Annotated in this window: 23 protein-coding genes; 19 read left to right on the plus strand and 4 right to left on the minus strand. The window is 27.4% G+C overall.

Annotated features, from left to right (window positions below; translation table 11 throughout):
• Nucleotides 1-48: 48 nt before the first annotated feature.
• Nucleotides 49-1,113, minus strand: coding sequence for a 4Fe-4S dicluster domain-containing protein (locus Q3304_RS12755; protein WP_407813986.1), 1,065 nt, complete (start codon nt 1,111-1,113; stop codon nt 49-51).
• A 292-nt stretch (nt 1,114-1,405) separates the two neighbouring features.
• Between Q3304_RS12755 and Q3304_RS12760 the strand changes: the two genes are divergently transcribed.
• The 6 genes from Q3304_RS12760 (at nt 1,406) to Q3304_RS12785 (ending at nt 7,074) form a co-directional block, all read left to right on the plus strand.
• Nucleotides 1,406-2,053: a TetR/AcrR family transcriptional regulator gene (locus Q3304_RS12760; protein WP_407813985.1), complete on the plus strand. Its 648-nt coding sequence runs from the start codon at nt 1,406-1,408 to the stop codon at nt 2,051-2,053.
• 123 nt (nt 2,054-2,176) lie between these two features.
• Complete coding sequence (locus Q3304_RS12765; protein WP_407813984.1) at nt 2,177-2,848, plus strand: response regulator transcription factor; 672 nt, start codon at nt 2,177-2,179, stop codon at nt 2,846-2,848.
• A 1-nt stretch (nt 2,849) separates the two neighbouring features.
• The gene (locus tag Q3304_RS12770) at nt 2,850-3,551 is read left to right on the plus strand and encodes a sensor histidine kinase (RefSeq protein ID WP_407813983.1); all 702 of its coding nucleotides are present in this window, start codon (nt 2,850-2,852) and stop codon (nt 3,549-3,551) included.
• Between the two features lie 6 nt (nt 3,552-3,557).
• On the plus strand, nt 3,558-3,758 hold the full coding sequence (locus Q3304_RS12775; protein ID WP_407815438.1) for a sensor histidine kinase: 201 nt from the start codon (nt 3,558-3,560) through the stop codon (nt 3,756-3,758).
• A 77-nt stretch (nt 3,759-3,835) separates the two neighbouring features.
• Entirely contained in the window at nt 3,836-4,522 is a 687-nt protein-coding gene (locus tag Q3304_RS12780; protein WP_054270384.1) for an ABC transporter ATP-binding protein, read from the plus strand.
• A complete protein-coding gene (locus Q3304_RS12785) occupies nt 4,519-7,074 on the plus strand; it encodes an FtsX-like permease family protein (RefSeq protein WP_407813982.1) in 2,556 nt (851 codons plus the stop codon). Before Q3304_RS12780 ends, Q3304_RS12785 begins: the two co-directional genes overlap by 4 nt.
• Nucleotides 7,075-7,246: 172 nt before the next feature.
• Here Q3304_RS12785 and Q3304_RS12790 read toward each other — a convergent pair whose 3' ends face one another.
• A complete protein-coding gene (locus Q3304_RS12790) occupies nt 7,247-8,446 on the minus strand; it encodes a coenzyme F420-0:L-glutamate ligase (protein WP_407813981.1) in 1,200 nt (399 codons plus the stop codon).
• Nucleotides 8,447-8,564: 118 nt separating this feature from the next.
• On the opposite strand from Q3304_RS12790, the gene Q3304_RS12795 reads away from it, so the two are divergent.
• The gene (locus Q3304_RS12795; RefSeq protein ID WP_407813980.1) at nt 8,565-9,452 is read left to right on the plus strand and encodes a LysR family transcriptional regulator; all 888 of its coding nucleotides are present in this window, start codon (nt 8,565-8,567) and stop codon (nt 9,450-9,452) included.
• Nucleotides 9,453-9,641: 189 nt separating this feature from the next.
• On the plus strand, nt 9,642-10,196 hold the full coding sequence (locus Q3304_RS12800) for a GNAT family N-acetyltransferase (protein WP_407813979.1): 555 nt from the start codon (nt 9,642-9,644) through the stop codon (nt 10,194-10,196).
• Between the two features lie 120 nt (nt 10,197-10,316).
• Here the strand turns inward: Q3304_RS12800 and Q3304_RS12805 are convergent, their stop codons facing one another.
• Nucleotides 10,317-11,177, minus strand: a complete 861-nt coding sequence (locus tag Q3304_RS12805) for a YitT family protein (RefSeq protein ID WP_054270379.1) — start codon at nt 11,175-11,177, stop codon at nt 10,317-10,319.
• Between the two features lie 390 nt (nt 11,178-11,567).
• Between Q3304_RS12805 and Q3304_RS12810 the strand changes: the two genes are divergently transcribed.
• From Q3304_RS12810 to Q3304_RS12845, 8 genes are all read left to right on the plus strand, one after another.
• Entirely contained in the window at nt 11,568-12,974 is a 1,407-nt protein-coding gene (locus Q3304_RS12810) for a sensor histidine kinase (protein WP_407813978.1), read from the plus strand.
• A 190-nt stretch (nt 12,975-13,164) separates the two neighbouring features.
• Nucleotides 13,165-15,642 carry an ABC transporter permease gene (locus Q3304_RS12815; protein WP_407813977.1) on the plus strand — a complete coding sequence of 826 codons (2,478 nt, stop codon included), beginning with the start codon at nt 13,165-13,167 and terminating at the stop codon, nt 15,640-15,642.
• A 14-nt stretch (nt 15,643-15,656) separates the two neighbouring features.
• Nucleotides 15,657-16,343 (plus strand): ABC transporter ATP-binding protein, encoded by a 687-nt coding sequence (locus Q3304_RS12820; protein ID WP_074178176.1) that lies wholly within the window; start codon nt 15,657-15,659, stop codon nt 16,341-16,343.
• A 277-nt stretch (nt 16,344-16,620) separates the two neighbouring features.
• Entirely contained in the window at nt 16,621-17,046 is a 426-nt protein-coding gene (locus Q3304_RS12825) for a VOC family protein (RefSeq protein ID WP_407813976.1), read from the plus strand.
• A 25-nt stretch (nt 17,047-17,071) separates the two neighbouring features.
• A complete protein-coding gene (locus Q3304_RS12830) occupies nt 17,072-17,200 on the plus strand; it encodes a hypothetical protein (RefSeq protein WP_407815435.1) in 129 nt (42 codons plus the stop codon).
• A gap of 233 nt (nt 17,201-17,433) precedes the next feature.
• A complete protein-coding gene (locus Q3304_RS12835; RefSeq protein ID WP_407813975.1) occupies nt 17,434-17,754 on the plus strand; it encodes a Fe-S cluster assembly protein HesB in 321 nt (106 codons plus the stop codon).
• Nucleotides 17,755-17,891: 137 nt separating this feature from the next.
• Nucleotides 17,892-18,536 carry a tRNA (guanosine(46)-N7)-methyltransferase TrmB gene (gene trmB / locus Q3304_RS12840; RefSeq protein WP_219673992.1) on the plus strand — a complete coding sequence of 215 codons (645 nt, stop codon included), beginning with the start codon at nt 17,892-17,894 and terminating at the stop codon, nt 18,534-18,536.
• Nucleotides 18,537-18,680: 144 nt separating this feature from the next.
• Nucleotides 18,681-19,412: a hypothetical protein gene (locus Q3304_RS12845; protein ID WP_054270373.1), complete on the plus strand. Its 732-nt coding sequence runs from the start codon at nt 18,681-18,683 to the stop codon at nt 19,410-19,412.
• 133 nt (nt 19,413-19,545) lie between these two features.
• Here the strand turns inward: Q3304_RS12845 and Q3304_RS12850 are convergent, their stop codons facing one another.
• A complete protein-coding gene (locus Q3304_RS12850; RefSeq protein ID WP_003424072.1) occupies nt 19,546-19,824 on the minus strand; it encodes a hypothetical protein in 279 nt (92 codons plus the stop codon).
• Between the two features lie 271 nt (nt 19,825-20,095).
• Here Q3304_RS12850 and Q3304_RS12855 point away from each other — a divergent pair, with 271 nt between their 5' ends.
• From Q3304_RS12855 to accC, 3 genes are all read left to right on the plus strand, one after another.
• On the plus strand, nt 20,096-20,542 hold the full coding sequence (locus Q3304_RS12855; protein WP_054276746.1) for a hypothetical protein: 447 nt from the start codon (nt 20,096-20,098) through the stop codon (nt 20,540-20,542).
• Between the two features lie 269 nt (nt 20,543-20,811).
• Nucleotides 20,812-21,264 carry an acetyl-CoA carboxylase biotin carboxyl carrier protein gene (gene accB / locus Q3304_RS12860; protein ID WP_054270371.1) on the plus strand — a complete coding sequence of 151 codons (453 nt, stop codon included), beginning with the start codon at nt 20,812-20,814 and terminating at the stop codon, nt 21,262-21,264.
• Nucleotides 21,265-21,279: 15 nt separating this feature from the next.
• Entirely contained in the window at nt 21,280-22,641 is a 1,362-nt protein-coding gene (gene accC, locus Q3304_RS12865; RefSeq protein WP_407813974.1) for an acetyl-CoA carboxylase biotin carboxylase subunit, read from the plus strand.

The following is a 22,641-nucleotide window of genomic DNA, read 5'->3' on the forward strand; positions in this document are numbered from 1 at the left end:
AAATCTGTCCTATAATTCATCATAGGACAGACTCTTGACTAAGTAGAACTATTTTAACCAAGAAGGGTTGCCAGGTACAAATATTCTTTTACCAAATTTTGAAGTATACTCATCTAAAGCTTTTTCAATAAGTTCATTATTACCCTTAAAAGAAGTGGTATTTTTTATAGTTTCAAGATTTTGGCTGAATGGGCAAGCAGATATACACATACCACAATCTGTACCTAAATATCTCCATTTAATATAACATGTTTCATGTTCAATTACCCAATTATACTTTCCATCATCACTAATCTTAATATCATTAGAAAGTGAGTGAGAAGGACAGTTAAAAGAACATTTTTTACAGACCTTGCAAAAATCTTCTAATCCAAAATCAGCATATTCATCTTCTAAAAGTGGAATATCTGTAGTAACAACACCTAATCTAAGTCTAGAACCATAATCTTTATTTGTAAGAATAGCATTTCTTCCTATATCGCCCAGACCAGCATCACGAGCTATAAAAACAGGCATTACTAAATAGTTAGCATCCATATGATTTCTGGCATCATATCCTAAGTTTCTTATGTAGTAACTTAAAATCATTCCAACAATAGAAGCATCTACATAACACTTTGATGTTTCTATAACTTCACATATCATTGGTGCTCTATTTATCATTTCTTTATCCATTTCACATCCAAATACAATAGCATACTTGTGAGTCAGATTAACTTCTTCTCCATAATTTTCTTCATGTCTTCCCCTATTTGTATAAATATGATAGTCTTTTAATTTAGTTATACCAACTACAGAAGCACCATATTGCTTTGCAAAACCTTTTATTTTTTTTGTCATTGATTTTGCATCTACATCTACTTTTGTGTCAGAAACGTTTCCTTCACATAAGGACTTTATATCAGATAAAAAATCAAATGCACTACTTGCCATTGGAGAGTTTACTTTGTTGTAAGTCATTGTTCCTTCGCTACATAAGTTTGGTCTGCTTCTTATACTATCATCAATTTCTTTTTTCTCAGGATTTTGCTTATAATAGTCATTATAAGCAGTACTATCCTTTTTATAATTTGCCCTTGCAAACATAGTATTTCTTTCATCAACCCTTTTCATCTCTATTCCCCCTAGTAAAAATATACTTAAAAAATATATCATTATTGTTGTATAATTTAATTATATAAGAACAACGTTGTATTTTCAATTTAAGTGTAGTTAAATTGAGAAATGTATAACTACATAATTAATTATAATATTTTTATAAGGAAATTATATTAATATTAAAAAAATTAGGAGCAAATACGTTTTGTTGTCTTTAAATGGAGTGTGTTGACATATTGTAAAGAATCTTATTATAATTAATGTACTAATGATTAGTATAAACTAATAAAGAAAGAAGTGAATTTATATGTCAAGAAATAAATACTCTAATAAAATAAAAACTCAGATACTAGAAGTCGCATGGAAAATATTTGAAGAGCAAGATTATGATGATGTAACTATGCAACAAATCGTTGATACTCTTGATATATCTAAAGAGGCTGTGTATTATCATTTTAAAGACAAGGAAATGTTATTTGAAGAGATAGTATTAAATAGTTTAAGAGTAGAAGTTGAAAATCTAAAGTCATTATTAAACAATCCTAAGTTAACTGTTAGAGAAAAAATATCTGAATTTATTTTATATATATCTAGTTCAGAAATAAGAAAAAAATTGATTGATTATATGTGCAGTCAAAAAAAACCAACTTTTTTTATAAAGAATATACGAGCATCTACTATTGAAATAACTCCTTTATTATCTTGTCTAATAAAGCAAGGCATAGAAGAAGGTATTTTTAAAACAGATTATCCAGATGAAGTATCTGAAGTATTCATAATTTTAATTAATATTTGGCTAGACCCAATATTATTTAGAGATAGTACAGAAAAATATTTCAGGCGTATTGAATTTTTATCTGAGTTTTTAAGTACAAGTGGTGTACCTATTATAACTGATGATAATTTAGATTCAATCAAAATGTTTTATGAGGCATATTCTAAGAATGAAGAGTAAGTACAAGATATAAGACTGTAACTAGATTTGAAAAACAAATTTAATTACAGTCTTTTTAGTGAAATAAATGTATATTAAAACTATAACAAGACAAAAATAATTGAAATTTAAAGGAGTGTAAAATTGAACTTATTAATTATTGAGGATGATATAAACTTAAACGAAGGCCTTTTTTATGCGTTTAAAAGTGATGGATTTAATGTATTTAAGGCTTACACAGTACAAGAAGGATTGCATGTATTTAATAATAAAAATATAGACCTTATAATTTTGGACTGTAATCTCCCAGATGGAAATGGATTTGATGTGTGTAAGTTAATAAGAGAAAAGTCAGATACACCAATTATAATGCTTACTGCAAGAGACTCAGAAATTGACGAGGTAAAAGGATTAGAAATAGGACTTGATGATTACATTACAAAACCATTCTCTTTATCTGTATTAAAGGCAAGGGTTAAAGTAGCAATAAGAAAAAAATTAAATAATAAAGTAATATATTCTAATGGAATAAAATTGGACCAAAACTTACTTAGAGTATATAAAAATGAAGAATGTTTAGAACTTAGCTCTGTAGAATATAAGCTTCTAAGTTACCTAATTGAAAATAAAGGTCAGATATTATTAAAGGAACAAATTTTGCATCATATTTGGGATAGTGAAGAAAATTATGTTGATGAGAATATTGTATCTGTAAATATAAGAAGACTTAGAATAAAAGTAGAAGATAATCCCTCTAATCCAAAATATATAAAAACAGCTTATGGAATGGGGTATCTATGGAACGAGGTAGAATAAGATGTTGGTATTAGCTTTTATGATATGTATAGTAGCTGTATGTATCATAATCACTAAAAAAAATCAAAATAGATATGATGAATTGAGCTTAATGTTAAATCAAATATTGGAAGGTAAAGAAGTTACTTATTCAGATACTAAAGATACAAGATTATCAAAAATTTCTCACCAAGTAAAAAAAGTTAAAGATATGATAGAAATAGAAGTAGAACAGTCAAAATTAGAAAAAGAAGCAATTAAAAGCTTAATCTCAAATATGTCACATCAATTAAAAACTCCACTTTCAAATATAACTATTTATTGCGAGCTTCTGGAGAATATGAATATTTCTACATCACAGAAAAAGGAGTTTTTACAAAAGATGAAAAATGAAACCTTTAAGATTGATTGGTTATTACAATCTCTATTTAAGATGACTAAATTAGAAGATGGAGTCATTAATTTTGAGGTAGATGAACTATTAATAAAAGATACTATTCTGCAAAGTATTAGTACTGTTTTTAATAAAGCAGAAGCTAAAAATATAAGGATAAATCTAGAACCATTTTCAGATGTAAAACTAGTTCATAATAAAAAATGGACTATAGAAGCAATTGTAAATGTATTAGAAAATGCAATAAAATACTCACCATCAAATAGTGTAATTACTGTCTCTATAATAAAAATGGAATTGTATACTAAAATCACTATTAAAGATGAATGAATAGGCATTGATAGTAAAGAGTTAAATGATATTTTTAAAAGGTTTTATAGAAGCAAGAATGTAGAAAATCAAAATGGAACAGGGATTGGTCTATATCTTGCAAGGTTAATTTTAGAAAAAGAAAATGGGAATATTATAGTAGAATCTAAGTTAGGAAATGGAAGTTGTTTTAGTATCTTCTTACAAAACTGTAAGAGTTTAAATTAACTTTGTAGGTTGAGTGTAATTATCGTCATTTACAATATCTTATAAGAACATATACCTGTACTGAAAGGAGAAATTAAATGAGTATATTAATGACGAATAATTTAGTAAAACACTATGGAAAAGATGAGACTAAAGTCAAAGCTTTAAATGGAGTAAGCATAGAAATTGAACGAGCTACGTTTACTGCTATAGTTGGAACTTCTGGTTCTGGTAAAAGCACATTATTAAACATTATAGGTGGATTAGATAATCCAACATCAGGTGATGTAATAATTAAAGGAAAGAATATATCTAAAATAGGAAAAAAAGATTTAACAGTATTTAGAAGAAGAAATATAGGGTTTATATTTCAAAACTACAGTTTAATACCAGTACTGAACACTTATGATAATATAACTCTTCCTGTTACATTAGATAGAGGAAATAATGTAGACCATGAATATATTGAAATGTTGATGAATACATTGGGGATTTGGGATAAGCGTCTAAAGTTTCCAAATGAGCTTTCTGGTGGACAGCAACAAAGAGTAGCAATTGCTAGGGCTTTAGCAAATAAACCTGCACTTATATTAGCAGATGAACCAACTGGAAATCTTGATAGTAAAACCACAATGGAAGTAGTATGTTTATTAAAAGAAAGTAGTGCAAAATTTCATCAAACGATACTGATGGTAACACATAATGAAAATATAGCACAAGTATGTGATTCAATTATACATATTGAAGATGGAATTGTAGTAAATAATGGTGGTGGAGTACTATGATGTCTTTGATAAAGTTTGCAATTCAATATATTAAACATTATAAAAAACAATCTATATCTATATTTTTAAGCATAGTATTATCAGTAGCACTCTTGACAGGAATTGGTTCTCTAGTTCATAGTGCAAATAAAAGTGCAATCGAAAAAATAAGGGAAGATAGTGGAAATTATCATTTTTACTATAAAGTAAACGAGAAACAACTAAAAAAAATTAAAGAAAATAAAAAATCAAAAAAATACACTATAGATAAACTTGGAGTTACAAATGCTAAATCTCATATAGATGAACCTTTTATTATAGAATTTTTAAATGCAGATTCATCATACCTAGATATGACAGGTAGAAAATTATTGCAAGGAAGTCTTCCTAGTAAAGATGGAGAGATAGCTTTTGACACATATTCACTAAATAATTTAAATGTAAAAAAAGAGATTGGAACGACAATTAAATTAGATGGTAAAACTTATAAATTATGTGGTATTTTATCAAATCTTACAAATCCCAAAACTGATATGCAAGGATTTGTAAATGATTATTCACAACCTAAAGAAAATAATTCTTATTTAGTTTATGTAAAGTATGATGAAAATAAAAATATAAATAAGCAAAACTCTAAATTTATAAAAAAATTCAATATATCAAAAGAAAACGCTCATGTAAATTGGCACTTATCAATTGAATTTGGAGTAAAGCCTCCAAAAGGCATAGAAAAATATAATATATTTGAGTTCTTAAAAAATCTAGAGCTAAATACAAATGCAATTATCTTACTTGTTGGAGTATTTGGCGCAGCAGCAGTATATAGTATTTTCCACGTTTCAATACTTCAGAGAATATCACAATATGGAGTTTTAGAAGTATTAGGTGCCAATAATAAACAACTCTTATTCTTACTATTTTTAGAGTTATTTTTACTTTTTATTATTGGATTTCCTATAGGTTGTATATTGGGTATTGGAGTAGCATCTACAATATATGAACGATTTCCACATATATTTTTGAGCAGTGATATTACTCCAGGAGCATTTTTTATAAGCGAAAAATCTATTTATTTGGGATTCTTATTTATTTTATTACTGTTAATTTTAATTACTGTGCGTGTTGTACATCAATTAAATAAATATTCTAGTATAGAATCCATGAAAAATTTTAAGGTCACTAATAAGCAAAAAAGGACTTTAGAAAGTGTAAGACATTCTAATATGACAAAGGTACTATCTCATAAATACATGACTCAAAAAAAGGGAATGTTTGTGGGTATTTTATTTTCATTGTCACTTGGTGGGATTATTTTCCTATGTTCCAGTTACTCTATACAGCTTACTAAAAATAATAATGAACTTACAATGAAAGCTGATGATGGTTTAAATTCTGACTACCAAGTAACTATGCAAACAACCGATTTTGATATAGGTATACCTAAAGGTAAAATTTCAAGACTCAATGAGGTTGAGGGAGTATCACGAGTTTATCCAGTAAAGTATTTGTTTGGAGCTATACAAATTAAAGAAAAACAATTATTTTGGAAAAACTTCTTTAAACCTCTTGAGAAAGATTATAGAATAAAGAATTTTTTTAATGGTATTTGTACAAAACAAAGCGAAGGTGGATACCTTTTAAAAACCAATATATATGGATATAACAATGGAATGTTAGAAGGGCTAAATTCTTATATCATAGATGGAAAAATTAATCATGACGATATGGTCAAAAATAATAAAGTTATAGTTAGATTACCTATGGATGGGACTGGTATGTATGATGCAGTGGATATAAAACCAGGAAATACAATAAAGGTTAAAGTACCAAAAACAATGAAACCAACAGGTGAAATTGTTAAATTTAAAGAAGAAAATAAGGATGATTATGTAACAAAAGAATTTGTAGTTGCTGCTACTGTAAAACGTGTAATGGCTAATAACATATATTTTATTGGCGACTATGGTATGGATATAGTTATGACAAATGAACAAATGAAGAATAACTTTAATATTGAAAATTACAATTCAGTAAGTATAAAAAAGACAAAAGAAAGTAATAGCATAGAGTTGTCTGAAGATATAAAAAGTGTTGTAAATAATATAAAGAGATGTATAGTAACAGACTATACCATAGCTATTGAAAAAAATAATACCTATTTAAATCAAAAACTTTTATTTATATATGGTATTGTATTTGTACTTCTAGCAATAAGTCTGTTTCATATTATCAATACAGTAAGTTACTTAGTTTTTTCAAGAAGACATGAATTTGGGATTTTAAGAGCTATGGGTATTACGGATAATAGGTTTTTACTTATGATGATGAGAGAAGGTTTCTTATATGGATTATATGCAAGTATTATAATGATAATTGGAAGTATTATTGGACAATTTATGATTTATTTTATGGTAAAACGCGTATATTTATATATAAATCCAATCTTTGAAGTAAATGCACCCCTCTATATAGGCATGATTGTTTTAAATATTATTATCAGCATCGTTGCAGTTATTATTCCAGTAAAGCAAATTTTAAAAAATGATATTATCTCAGAAATAAGCAAGAGTTAGAATTGTATAAATCTAAATAAGAATGTTTATATAATCTGAAAATACCTTAGAGTTAGTCATTTCTAAAGCCATTAAATAAACCTCTTAATTGATACATAGTAAAATGTATCAATTAAGAGGTTTTAATAAATTTTAAATTTAATATAGAGAAATAAAATCCTCTTTAAAAAAATTATTTTGTATAATTGTCAAAGTATCCTTGTATGTAAATAATAGGAGTACCTTTATCTCCACTTCCAGATGTTAAATCTGCTAAAGAACCTATAAGGTCTGTTAATCTTCTTGGAGTAGTACCTTGAGAAACCATATTTCCTGTTAAATCATCAGATTTATTATCTTTTTCAACTATGTATTTAGAAATAGCTTCTTTTAATTCATCACCAGATAAGTCAGCAAAATCATTATCTGCTAAATATTTTAATTTCACTTCATTTGGAGTTCCTTCTAAACCTTTTGTATAAGCAGGAGATACTACTGGGTCAGCTAACTCCCATATTTTCCCTACAGGGTCTTTAAAAGCTCCATCTCCATAAACCATTACTTCTACATTTTTACCTGTGATTTCTTTTATGTCACCTTGAATTTTGTTTACAACCTCATCACAATTTATAGGGAATAATTTTACTGTTTCTTCTGTAGCTTTGTTTGAACCTAAAAGTCCGTATTGGTCATTATACCCACTACCATCTACACTTGATGTCATTATATCATCAAGAGAATACACTTTTTTAGCACCATTTTGCTTTAAAATTCTCTTTGTTCTTTGTCTTGTATGTATATCACAAGTTAAAATACTTGTTGTATAGTCAAGAATAGTTTTTGGATTATTGGCAAATATAATTTCTACTTCTGCACCACAATCTTTAATTAAATTCTTATAATAATCAACATAATCTACGCCAGTAAATGTATGTTTATTATATCCAAATAACTCTCTATATTTTTCCTCTGTTAAAACATCTGACCAAGGATTTATTCCTTTATCATCAAGTTCATCAATACTTATTAAATGGTTTCCAACTTCATCAGAAGGGTAGCTTAACATTAATACAACTTTTCTACATCCTTTTGCAATTCCTTTTAAACATATTGCAAAACGGTTTCTACTTAAAATTGGGAATATAACACCAACAGTATCATCTCCAAATTTATCTTTTACATCTGTCGCAATATTATCAACATGAGCATAATTTCCTTGTGCTCTAGCTACAACAGCTTCTGTAACTGCAATTACATCTTTGTCTCTAACTTCAAAGCTTTCACTTTTTGACGCATTTAAAACAGAATCAACAACTATTTTGACTAAGTCATCTCCTTGTCTTATGATAGGCGCTCTAACTCCTCTTGAAACAGTCCCAACTAATCTATTCATTATTCAAAATCCTCCTAAAGAATTAATATTGTCATATTAGTACCATGTATATTATAATTCAAATATGATTATAAGTAAAATAAATAATACTAATATTTGACATAAGGAGTAATTATATATGAATATAAAACTTGAACTATATAGGATTTTTAATGCAGTTGCAAGTAATAAGAGTTTTTCTCTTGCTGCCAAAGAATTATTTATGTCACAGCCAGCTGTAAGCCAGTCAATAAAACAATTAGAAGAACAATTGGACACTATACTGTTTTATAGAAATAATAAAGGTGTAAAATTAACACCAGAGGGAAAGATTTTAAGTGAACATATAACTACTGCATTAAAGCTAATAGCATCTGGAGAAGATAGAATAAATAAATTTAAAAAATTAGAATATGGTTCTTTAAAAATAGGAGTAGGAGATACTGCTGCACGTTTTTTCTTATTAAAGTATTTAGAAATCTTTCATAAGAAGTATCCACATATACATGTATCTACAATAAATAGAACAAGTAGAGAACTTATATCTCTACTTAAAGATGGAAATATAGATATAGCAATTATAAATATGCCAATAGAAGATGATTCACTAAATATTGTTGAGTGTATTGAAATACATGATATATTTGTATGTGCAGATGATTACATAGAATATAAAGGTAAAAAAATATCATTAGAAGAATTAAATACATTGCCTTTGATAATGTTGGAAAATAAAGCAAATTCAAGGTTGTATGTAAATGAATATTTTTTATCAAAAGGTATAAAACTAAACCCAGATATAGAATTAGGTTCTCATGAATTACTTTTAGAATTTGCGTACATAAATCTTGGCGTATCTTGTGTTATAGAAGAATTCAGTATAGATTATTTGGAAAGCGAAAAATTATTTAAATTGGATATAAAAGAGCCAATACCTAAGAGAAGTATAGGGTACTGTCATTTAAAGGATATCTCCTTGTCTTTAGCAACGAAAGAATTTTTAAGTATGATTTCAAATAATATGTAATTTAGAATGTATATAACAAGTGTGTTGATATACAAAGTAGATACAAGTTTGTACGTTTGAAAGATTCATATAATAAGCTAGTTTTTATTAAAAATAGAAATAAGGTTAATTTGAGAACATTTATATAATTAATATCGTATTTTAAATATGAACAGTATATTTAGATTAATGTATAAAGGGGGATTAGAAATGTCTGATTCTGGATATCCTCAAATGAAAACCTTAGAAACTAGAAACTGTATACTAAGACCTGCATCCTTAGAGGATGTTGAAGATTTTTTTGATTGTTATAAAAATAAAGTAGTAGTAAAGCATTTACCATTTAGTGAACACAAATCTTTAGAAGACACAAGAAAGTTTATAAAATCTTTTTTTCTAAATCCGTATAAAAAAGGAAAGATTGGTCATTTTGCTATAGTATATAAAAAAGACAATAAAGTTATTGGAAATATGGGGTTTAATAATATAAATCCCAAAGCATTAGAAGCAGAAATAGGTATATGTATCAACCCAAACTATTGGGGGCATGATTTTGCTACTGAGATAACTAAAAGAGTAATACAGTATGGGTTTAGAGAACTAAACTTAAAAAAAATCATTGCTATAACATATGAAGAAAATCAGAATTCTACAAAATCATTAGATTTGCTAGGATTTAAATGTATGGGAAAACATATTAAGAAAATTCATGTTGGTAGTATTGTAAAAAATGTTCCTTGTTATCAATATGAATTGAGAAAATAATAGATATAAGTATTTAATATACTAATAAAGTTTAAACAAAAGGGCATGAGACTTTCAGACTCATGCCTTTTTATATAAAATTCTTATTAAGCAAAATTAATTAAAGTATTAACTTTATAATTAATTTTCTAATTTTTTAAATCCTTCTCCAAGAACTTCATGTACATCTGTAACTATAACAAATGCAGTAGGGTCAGTTCTTTTAACCAATCTCTTTAGATAAAGCTCTTGTTTTTTAGAAACTACAACTAATAAGACCTCTTTATTTTCTCTAGTATATCCACCCTTACCATCTAGAATAGTAAGACCTCTATCAAGTTCTTCAGTTATAGCTTTTCTTAAATTTTCTGGCTCATCAGAAATAATAAAAAATGCTTTTGAATGGTCAAATCCTTCTATTATCATGTCTGCTATTTTTATTAATATACAAAGTGCTATACCAGAGTAAAGAGCAGTTTCTAAACTACGATTTACTATACCAGAAGATATAACAACCATTCCATCTAAACATGACATGAATTTTGTAGCTTTTATTCCTGGGAATTTTTTACTAAGTATGAGTGCAATTAAATCTGTCCCCCCAGTAGAAGCATCTGACTTAAACATTATTCCTAAACCAATACCAACTAATATTCCACCTGCAATAGCAGATAATAGTAAGTCATCAGTAAATCTTAATTTTGATAATGGGTCTGTTAATTGGACTATAGCAGAAAACACGATTGTACCAAATAACGTTTTTAATGAATTTTTTGTTCCCATAATTCTAAAAGCAAGTATTACTAATGGTATACCTATAATTAACATGATGGCTGATACTGGAAGTCCTGTAACTTTGTTTAATACTAATGATAGACCACTAAGCCCCCCTGGAGCAATTGTATGTGGTTTTAAAAACATATTTATACCAATACTCATTGATATACAACCAAAAAATAGACCAAACATCTCAAGTAAAATTGGCGACTTTTGTTTTTTCATATAAACACCTCCATGAACTTGTCACAATTTAATATTATAACATATTTGACCAATTTATATTATATAAATTTTTCTTGATATAAGTAATTTCAAGTGTTTCATTATTCTTAATATTTGTGAATTTTATATAGTGTTTTAATATTTTTACTAATATTGTTATTTATCTATGAAAGTTTTATATGTTATAATTTTTTAGTTCTTTTATAAAGTATCCCCTATAAAGACAGTTATATGAAGAATTTCTTTATATTGTTTAATATGCTGAGATACTTTTATTTGAATTTATTGAAGACAATAACTATATTGATAACATAAAGTAATATAAATATAATTTATATAGATAGTTATATTTTTAAATCAAAATACAAGCTTAAGAAAAGAGTTGATTAAATGCGTAAACCTAGTTACAAGACAATACTCCATTCATACCTTATTTTTTTCGTAATTTTTCTTTGTTTAATTTTTATTGTAATAGGCATTTTCTTATCCCTTATTACTATTCAACAGCCAAATGGGAAGTATGTTCATAGTGATTGGGCTAAAAAATTTACAGAAGATTTTAATGAACAAATAATGTTTATAGATAATAAACCACAAATAAAAGAATATGGTTTAGAAAAACTTCAAGAAAACAAATTGTGGTTGCAAATTTTAGATTCTAATGGAAATACAGTTTATGGATTTTCGGAACCCAAAGACCATAAAAATTACTATTCTAATTCTGAATTGTTAGCATTAGTTGAGCAAAATAATTCTAGTGATGGCACTACATACTTTAATACTATTACAAATAACAAAAATGATTTTATTTATATTATACATTTTCCATTAAATATATCTAAAGTAAATATGTTTTTTGATGGTAATAAATTTATAGGTGGAAAGTCAATTATATTTTCAATTATAGTAATTATATTTTTAATAATTTTGATTTCTGGAGTCATTTATAGTTACTGGGTAACAAAGTGTATTTCCAATATTACAATTGCTGTTAGTGATGTTTCAAAAAGAAGCTATCTACCAATTAAGATTAAAGGAGTTTTTGCTGATGTTTATGATAGTTTAAATCTTCTGAGTGAAGAAATTCATAAAAGTGACGAGATACAAAAGAAAACTGATATTATGCGAGAAGAATGGATTTCAAATATAACCCATGATTTAAAAACTCCACTTTCACCAATAAAAGGATACGCAGAACTCCTTGCAGATAACAGTATTACTCATTCATCCGAAAAGATACATAAATACGCTTCAATCATGTTAAAAAATATAGAATATACAAATAAACTTATAAGCGATTTAAAGTTAACCTATCAATTACAAAATGGAATTATTCCTTTAAATAAGAAAAATGATGATTTAGTAAGGTTTTTGAAGGAATTGTCCATTGATATTTTAAACTACCCAGAGTATGAGTCAAATATAATTGAATTTAAAAATGATACAGACATTATTAACTTTAGTTTTGATTATATACTATTAAAACGTGCTTTTAGTAATCTTATCATTAATGCTTTTACATATGGAAATAAGGATACCAAAGTTGTTGTGAATATAGCGTTGAATGAACAAATTGAAATTACTATTTCAGATAATGGAAAAGGGATTACAAGAGAAGAAGTGTCAAATTTATTTAATCGTTATTATAGAGGAACCACGCAAAAGCAAAGAAAAAATGGAACTGGCTTAGGATTAGCAATAACAAAGCAAATCATTGAAATTCATAAAGGAGATATATCTATTGAAAGTGAATTGGGTCTAGGCAGTTCATTTCATATCTGCTTTCCATTTAATTAAGGTTAATTAAGGTTAATTAAAAAATATATTAAGATTGGTAGATTATTATGTTTATATAATAGTTTATCAATCTTTTTTATTTAGGATTTTGTTTAGTTGAAAACAGAATAAAAAGTTGTATTAGAGATTCTACATAGATTGGATTAAATCTAAGTCTAGGTTAAATTTAATTAAGGAAGTAGGTGTAAATTTGAAGATTATATTAAAGTATATTTTAACAAATGTTAGAGAAAGAAAAATTAGGACGACAGTTATGTTATTGTCCATAGTTTTATCGACAGTTTTACTTTTTGTTTCGTTCTCGATTGGATTATCTTACGAAAGTGCACAGAGAAAGATGGCAAGAGGTATGTTTGGTAGTGCAACTATATCTATCCAAAATAAAAATCCAGATATGTTAACTAGTCTAGAAGATATTCCTAATCTAAATTCTATAAAATCAAAAGTTGGGATATTAGAAAGTTCTGCTATTTATCATACAGATGGATATTATGAATCATTCAGTCTTATATCAGCAGACTTAAATCAACTGAATAAAATCAACAAACCACGATTGGAAAATGGGAATAGTATTACTGATTTTTCTGGTGATAAGATTATTCTTCCCAACCGTTTTACATCAAAATATAAAATAAAAAAAGGTGATTCTATTACTTTACAAATCTATGGGAAGCCCTATACTTTTGAAGTTAGTGATATTGCTTCATATGATACAGTATTTTTGAGACATACAAGAGGTGTAAATGCACTATTGCCTAAAGAAACTCTATCTAAAATATTAAATAAAGGAAATGGATATACAAGAGTTCTTATCGAATCAAAAGGAGAAAAGACAGAAAGTCTAGTAAGTAAATTGTCTGAAGAACTTCCAACTGAAAAATACAAGGTATCAAGTACCATAAATGAAAGTAAGATAGTTGCAGATGCTAGACAAAAAACAATGCCTTTCTTCTTAATAAGCTTTTTCGCATTAACTCTTAGTATATTTATCATATACAGTAGTTATAAAGTGATTACACTAGAACGTATTCCATTTATTGGTACTTTTAGAAGTGTTGGAGCTAATGAAAAAACTGTAACTTATATTTTAATGTTTGAAAGTTTGCTATATGGAAGTATTGGAGGAGTGATTGCTATTCCTATTGGTATAGTTGTTTTAAATATTATGCTACATGGACTTGGAAATTCTCTTGAACAAGGAATATCAATTCCAACAGTAATATCTCCTCTTGGGGTGATTGTCTCTGTTATAGTAGCAATAATTGTTTCTTTATTTAGTGCATATATGCCTGTTAGAAAAGCCAGTCGTTTGCCTATTAAAAATGTTGTATTAGGAGCTGTAGAAGAAAAGAATGTTTCAAATCGTCATATACTTTTTATAGGCACTATTATACTTATTTTGTCTATTCTACTACCAAGAATATCACCTGAAAATACACTGTATTTAGCTGGTGGATTTTCATTACTGGGATTAATCGTATCTACTATTGTGTTAATACCTCCTTTTACTGATACCATGTCTACAATTTTTGAGTTTGTTTATGAAAAGATTCTAGGTAATGAGGGGAAATTAGCTGCTAGAAATATGAAAAATAACAAAAATATTACACAGAATATTACGTTATTATTTATAAGTATTTCTGCAGTGATTGTAATAAGTGTTGTTGGCAGTTTTGTCAAAACTTATGTAGGTGATGTATTTCGTGATGCAGAACTACAAGGTTTTGCAGATGGAAAGATGGATGAAGAGTTTATTGAAGATGTTAGACATATAAGTGGAATTAAAAATATTTTACCTATTTATGTTATGAATAATAAGATTTGTGGTAACAATACAATATTTTCAAGACTAGAAGCCACAGATAATTTAAAATTGTATAGTTCTATGCTTGCAATCAATTATACAAATTCTGATATGAAAAAACAAGTAATTGAATCTTTTGAAGATAAGCGTTCTGTTATTTTGAACGAAGATACTTTAAAAAAACTAGGTTTATCTATAGGAGAGACAGTAACTTTATCTAATGATAAATATGAGTTTTCTTATAAAATACTAGGTAGTTTTAAATCTCGTGCAAGTGATGTAGAAGCTGTTATACCATCACATTATGCTGTTAGTGATTTTGATGAAACTAATTATGGTCTTTTAACATATACAGCAGTTAATCCAGATGCTGTTATGATTCAGATAAGAGACTTATTTAAAGATACATCTAACTGGAGCCGTACAGTTAAAGAATTTAATAATGATGCTTTAAAAACTATAAGTAGTTTTTTATCTCCTATGAATAAAATGACCTATTTCATTTTTATTCTTGCTACAGTTGGGATTATCAATAACCTAATAATTAATTATATTCAAAAAAGACGTTCTATAGCTATGTATAAATCGGTAGGGCAAAGCAATAAACAAAATGTAAAAATGACATTGATTGAAGGTTTTACCTCAGGGTTGCTAGGTTCTATTATTGGAATTGTAATATCTATAATGGAAATTCAAACTATATTCATAGTTGCAGGACCAAAGATTTCAATGTCCCCAGAATTGGATTTTAAAACATTCATTATTGTGGGATTATTGGGAATTGTAATAACTTTAATAGGTTCAATAGTCCCAATTGTAAAAAGTAAGAAAATGAATCTAGTAGAAGAAATTAAATTTGAATAATAAAGGAGGTTAATATGAAAACTACATTTAAGAGTTTAGCTGTAGAAGCTAAAAATATTATTAAAGAATTCAAAATTGGAAATGCAACAACTAGGGTACTAAAAGATATATCCTTGCAAGTAATGAAAGGTGAATTTGTTTCTATTATGGGTCAATCTGGTTCTGGGAAAAGCACTCTTTTATATATCTTAGGAGGCTTAGATACTCCAACTAATGGAAAAGTGTATATAAATGGAACTGATATATCACATTTTGATGATGATAATATGAGTATGATACGTCGTAGAAATATAGGATTTGTATTTCAATTTTATAATCTAATACCAAATCTAAATGTTGAAGAAAATATAATGCTTCCCTTATTATTAGATGGTAAGAATTTAAAAGATTATAAAAATCAATTAGATGAAATATTAGATATAGTAGGTTTATGTGATAGACGTAAACATACACCACGAGAGTTATCTGGTGGTCAACAACAACGTGTTGCTATAGCCAGGGCTTTAATAGGAAAGCCAGAAATTCTATTTGCTGATGAACCTACTGGAAATTTAGATAGCAATACAGGAACAGAAATAATAAATTTACTAAGTAAAATAAACAAAGAAAGTGGTCAAACTATAATTATGGTAACTCACTCATTAGAAGCAGCTAAAAGTAGTAGCCGTACTATTACAGTTTTAGATGGTTTAATTGTATAATGAGTTGCTAGGATATGAATTACCAATAAATTAGAAGTTTCAGAGAGCATGGAAAGTGTCATAAAAAGGTTGTTAAAACTAGGTTTAAGTGTTGAAGAAGTTTCAAAACATACGATGTAGCCTGCTGAATTTATTAAACAGTTTCAATAATTATAAAATGTTAAAATATAAGTTTTTTTATATTGCAAGAACTAAATACTTAATACATAATATAAGGACACGTAAAATAGCTTACAAACTCAATGTTTGAATTTAGATTATTGGAGGTAATTAAGTTATGTATGATGAATTGAAAATAAAAATGTATTCATTTACAATGGATTGTAAAGACCCATATGAATTAGCAAAATTCTATGCAACATTACTTAAGTGGGAAATACCATTTTATAATGAAGAATTTGCATGTGTTGGTGCTCCAGGAACAAATCAAGGTACATATCCTGGTATAACGTTCCAACGAAATCCTGAGTATAAACAACCTATATGGCCAGGAAAGCCCGAAGCTCAACAGCAGATGGCTCATATGGATTTTGCTGTTAATGATTTGGAAAAGGCAGTTCAGTATGCAATTCATTGTGGAGCGACAATCGCAAAAGAGCAATTTTCTGATGATTGGAAAGTTATGTTTGACCCAGCTGGACATCCTTTTTGCTTATGTCAGATGAAATCAGTTATTGAGAGTAGCCATTTTGCATTGTTATAGCCACAACATCTTTGAGTAGTTACAAATGAAAATTATAAAAAGAAAGAAGAAGCACGATGATACATACCATTGTGCTTTTCTTGTTGTATACAGAGAAGCTTTCAAATATATAAATTTTGCATATATGAATTGGTCATTATCAAATGTGTTATAATATTAAAACAACAAATAAAATCATTATATTTTTTAGCAAAACTTTTATTTGTTTACTATGCATACAATAGGGTATTTACTTAAGGAAATAAAATATCATATAAAGTATTTTAAAGCTTTAAGTAATATTTGGCAGAAGTTTTAGTAAAATATGCAAAAACTAATTGATTATGTACCTTATATGGGTATATAATAGATATTGTTTTAATAAAATATTTGAAAGGGAATGATTTAATGAAAATTACTTTACCAGAAACAGCTATTGATACTTTGAAAAGTATCTTAAAAGACAATCAAGATAAACCTAATAATATAAGAGTATACTTTGCAGGTGTTGGTTGTGGAGGTCCTTCTTTTGGATTAGCTTTAGATGAGAAAAAAGAAGATGACTTAACTTATGAAATTGGAGAATTACAATTTGTAATGAGCTCTGATGAATATAGTCAGTATGGAGATATAATAATAGAAGATACAGGATTTGGATTTAGAGTTATTCCTGAAAATATGAAAGATCAAGGTGGAGGAGGATGCTCTGGGTGTTCAGGGTGCCACTAAGATTAATTTTTTAGCAGATTAAGAGCTCTCTTTATAGAAATAGATTTCTATTTTAAGAGAGTTCTTTTTATTTTTTGCTTAGATAATGTATAATAAAAAATGTATTTTACTAATTTTTATATATAAGGAGAATTATTGTGAGAAGAAGACGAAAAAAAGGTGCAGATGAAAAACTTTTAAGTTATACAAAATACGTTTTAAGAGACGATATAGAAGAATTAAAAGGTAAGTGGAGTTTTAAGTTTGGTAATGATAATCCAATACATGTGGAATTTGGTACTGGTAAAGGTAAGTTTATAACAACTTTAGCCCAGCAAAACCCTGACATAAATTATATTGCTATGGAACTTAAAGAAGAAGTTCTTTTAAAGGCTGTTGAAAAGGCTGATGTTTCTAATTTAAATAATATATTATTTTTATGGGGAGATGTAAGTAATATTTTAGATTACTTTGAAGCTAAAGAATTGTCAAGAATTTATATAAACTTCTGTGACCCATGGCCTAAAAATAGATGGAGTAAAAGAAGACTCACTCATTCTGGATTTTTAGATATGTATAACGAGGTTTTAGAAGATAATGGCGAAATTCACTTTAAAACAGATAATGAAAAATTATTCGAGTTTAGTTTAAATGAAATTGCTGCAAATAATTGGCTATTGAAGAATATTTCTCTTGATTTAGGAAATAGTGAGTATGAAAATAATGTTACAACAGAGTATGAGGACAAATTTATGTCACAAGGTATGCGAATATTTAGATGTGAGGCTAAAAAACGTAACTAGCAATATGTTTATAAGTTTAATAGTAGAAATTTATTTTAATTTATATTAATAAAGTGTACGAAAGTAGGTATATACAACAAGGAAACAGAACCCTCTCATAGAAATTAAATTACTATATATAAAAAATTTATGTGGGAGGGTACTATGAATTTAGCTAATGTAATACCATTTCTTATTTCTGCGGCAGCTTTAAGTCCAATAAATTCAAATGATAATGTTTTAAGCGACAATCAACTTAAAAATATTTTTCCTGATGCCAATCTAAGAGCAGTTGTAAAACGATATATAAACCCAGATGAGATGACTATAAGCAATATAAAGGCTTTAGATGGAGAATTTTATGCAACTGGTGAAAACATTTCAAATTTAAAAGGAATATCCTATCTTGAAAATGTAGACAATTTTATTTTTTGGAACAATAATATAAAAGAAGTTCCTAGAGAAGCTTTAAGTCTAAAAGATATGGATTCAATCAATTTAGCAAATAATTATTTGGTTGATGATGGTGTAGTAAATTCTCTTTCTGATAATGGTGTGGATGTGAATTGTGATTTGAATTTTATTGATACAAAAGACAATCAATATAAACTGGATTCTAAATATCATAATGTTGATATAGCAAAAGGTGAAAGTATTGATTTGAGAAAAATAATTACAAAGAAAATTGATAGCTATTATAAGTATTGGGAAGTTACTGATAGCCTTCCAAAGGATTTAGATTTTACTGTATCTGTAAGTGATAAAAACATAATTTCATATGAAGGTATGACTGTTAAAGGTAACAAAACAGGTCAAGCTGTAGTAAAAGTTGTACTAAGTGACAAAAATGATTTAAATACATCTCAAGAAGTTCTAATCACTTTCAATGTAAAATAAGTATATGTCAACTTACTTAATAATTTAATTTTTAATTTAAATGTATAACTAAAATAAAGGTTGCTGGTAACAGAGCACTATTATTAGCACTTTGTTACTAGCAACCTTTAGATATCTATTAAAAATAGATTATCTAGAAAATACCATTTCTTCTGTTAGTAGCCCATATTCCTATTAAAATTATTAATGAATATATGATATATAAAACTATTCTTATATACTGGACATCTAGTCCAAAAAATTCAATGTTACTTTGTGAGGTATGCAACATCACAAGGACTGCAGATATACCAATAAGCAAAGGATTGATTACTATTTGCTTATCAGTTCTTAAAATCATTATTTTACCCATCCAAATAATTGATAATATAAAAAATAAAATTTTAAGACCAAATTCTAATGTATCTACCAAAGCGAAAACATCCCTTCATTTATAATAAATTTTTCAGCTCAACAAAAATATAAAACCCTGTAATAATTTTTAAACCTGTGTTAAATCCATAATGAGATAAATTAAGTGAGTAGCATAAAACTTTATCTACATTAATATATACTACACTATACTTCAAATTTCTTAAACATAAATTAATGAAATTAACAAAAATTTATTCATAAGTATATAAAGATATATTTCATTATTTAAACGCATATCATTATATATACAGTTTTAGGAGGTGAGGTATATGGAATCTAAATTTTTTAATTGGTACACTCAATCCCTAGGAGGAACTTTTGGCATTATATCGTGTATATGCGCTTACTTAAATGGATACATGTTTGTTTATACAAATAGTGCTAGTAAATACTTTGAAAGTATCGGCTTTTTAGGAATAATTTCAAGTTATACATTACTCCCACTTTGTATGTTAACTGTAATTTTTGGAATTATATGTTCTTATACTCCAAAGACATCTGATAAAAGTATCTTTAATATACCTTTTTTTACTTTAAATAAAAGATTAATATTTCTTACAGTAGTTTTTGGCTTTATAGGTGCTAGAGTTTATTTTATAATTCCTGCAATTTTAATAACTTTTAACATGTATAGTGATATTTTAATAACTAAGTTAAAGTATATTCTATGTAAAGATAAAGAAAATGATACTAATTTGAAAGAAAGCGAAGTCTAAATTGCATAATATTGGTATTTGTCTTAAAAATCCCCGAGGTATTAATTTGTATTCTCTTGTATTTTGCAAAAAATATTGAATTTTATTCATTTTATACTTATAATCTATATTAATAATGGAAAATTAAAACAAATATAAGTTACTTGTTGTTAATCTAAAATTAAAATATATATTGATGTGTTGATTCTCTAGTCAGCACTTTTTCTTTTATAAATTTGTTTTTTGTGATATAATATTAGCACCAGGTAATAATACAAGGGGGTAACAACATGAACATCAATGAAATTAAGGAATTATTAAAGGTTATAGACTCAACTAACTTAGAATATGTAAAACTTGAAAGTAGCGATTTAAAATTAGAAGTATCTAAAAAAGCTCAAGTTACAAGTTCACCTGTTTTAAGTGTACAACAAGAATCAGTAGTGGATCTTTCTTTAGAAAAGCCAGTTGTAAACGATATACCTGTCGCATCTAATGAGAATCTATCAGTAGTAGTAGCTCCTTTGATGGGAACATTCTATGATTCTCCAAGTCCAGATGCAGATAGTTTTGTCAAAGTTGGCGATGTAGTTGAAGAAGGCGATACTTTATGTATATTAGAAGCGATGAAGCTTATGAATGAGATAACAAGTGAAATTAAAGGTGAAATAATTGAAGTATTAGTTGATAATGAAGAACTAGTAGAATATAATCAACCTTTATTTAAGATAAAACCATTGTAGTAGGAGGTATTTAAGTTGATAAAAAAAATACTAGTTGCAAATAGAGGCGATATAGCAGTTAGAATCATCAGAACATGTAAAGAATTAGGTATAAAGACTGTTGCTATCTATTCTGAAATAGATAAAGATTGTTTTCATAGATATATAGCTGATGAATCTATTTGTATAGGGCCAAACAATATAAGCAAGAGTTATAACAATATAGAAAATATAATATACCTTGCGCTTAAATTAAAGTGTGATGCTATTCATCCAGGTTTTGGTTTTTTATCAGAGAATCCTGAATTTGCAAGACAATGTGAAGAGAATAATATTATTTTTATAGGTCCAACAAGAGAACAAATGATTTTGATGGGAGATAAATCTAGAGCAAGAGAAACTATGATGGAATTAAATATCCCTGTTGTTCCTGGTTCAGAATCTGTTTTGAAAACTAAGGAAGAAGCTTTAGAAGTTGCAAGAGAAATTGGCTATCCTGTTATGATAAAAGCCTCAAGTGGAGGCGGTGGAAAAGGTATGAGAATCGTTAGAAAAGAAGAAGAACTTTTTTCAAATTTTGACATGGCAAGTTCAGAAGCTCTAGCAGCATTTTCTAATAGCGCTTTATATATGGAAAAATTCATAGAAAATCCTAGACATATAGAAGTACAAGTATTTGGGGACAAACACTCAAATGCAATACATTTAGGTGATAGAGATTGTTCTATGCAGAGAAGAAATCAAAAAGTAATAGAAGAATCTTTAAGTCCATACCTTTCAGGTGAAGAGAGACAAAAACTTCATAAAATCGCAGTAGATATAGTAAAAGGTGTAGGTTATATTGGTGCTGGTACTATTGAGTTTATAGTTGACAAAGATAAAAACTTTTATTTTATAGAGATGAATACAAGAATACAAGTTGAACATCCAGTTACAGAGATGGTAACAAGTCTTGACCTTATAAAGCTTCAAATATCTATAGCTAATGGGGAAGAAATTCCTTTTAAACAAGAAGATATTACTTTTAGAGGTCATGCTATTGAGTGTAGAATAAATGCTGAAGATTCATCAAATAACTTTGCTCCATCACCAGGTAAGATAGAATCGTTAAATTTACCTGGAGGTTTTGGTGTTAGATTTGATACTTTTGTATATGCAGGATATACTATACCACCTTTATATGATTCTATGATAGGTAAATTAATATGTTGGGCTGAGACTAGAGAAGAATGTATAAATAGAATGTATAGAGCTCTAGACGAAATTATTGTAGAAGGTATTAATACAAATGTAGAATTCCAAAAGGCACTTGTAACAAGTGAAGAGTTTAGAGAAGATACTCATCATACCAAATTTATAGAAGATGTCTTTATGAAGAAAGAATTTGCTACATTATAA

The sequence above is a fragment of the Clostridioides sp. GD02377 genome (genome assembly GCF_045899875.1).
In the GTDB taxonomy this organism is placed as follows: domain Bacteria; phylum Bacillota; class Clostridia; order Peptostreptococcales; family Peptostreptococcaceae; genus Clostridioides; species Clostridioides difficile_A.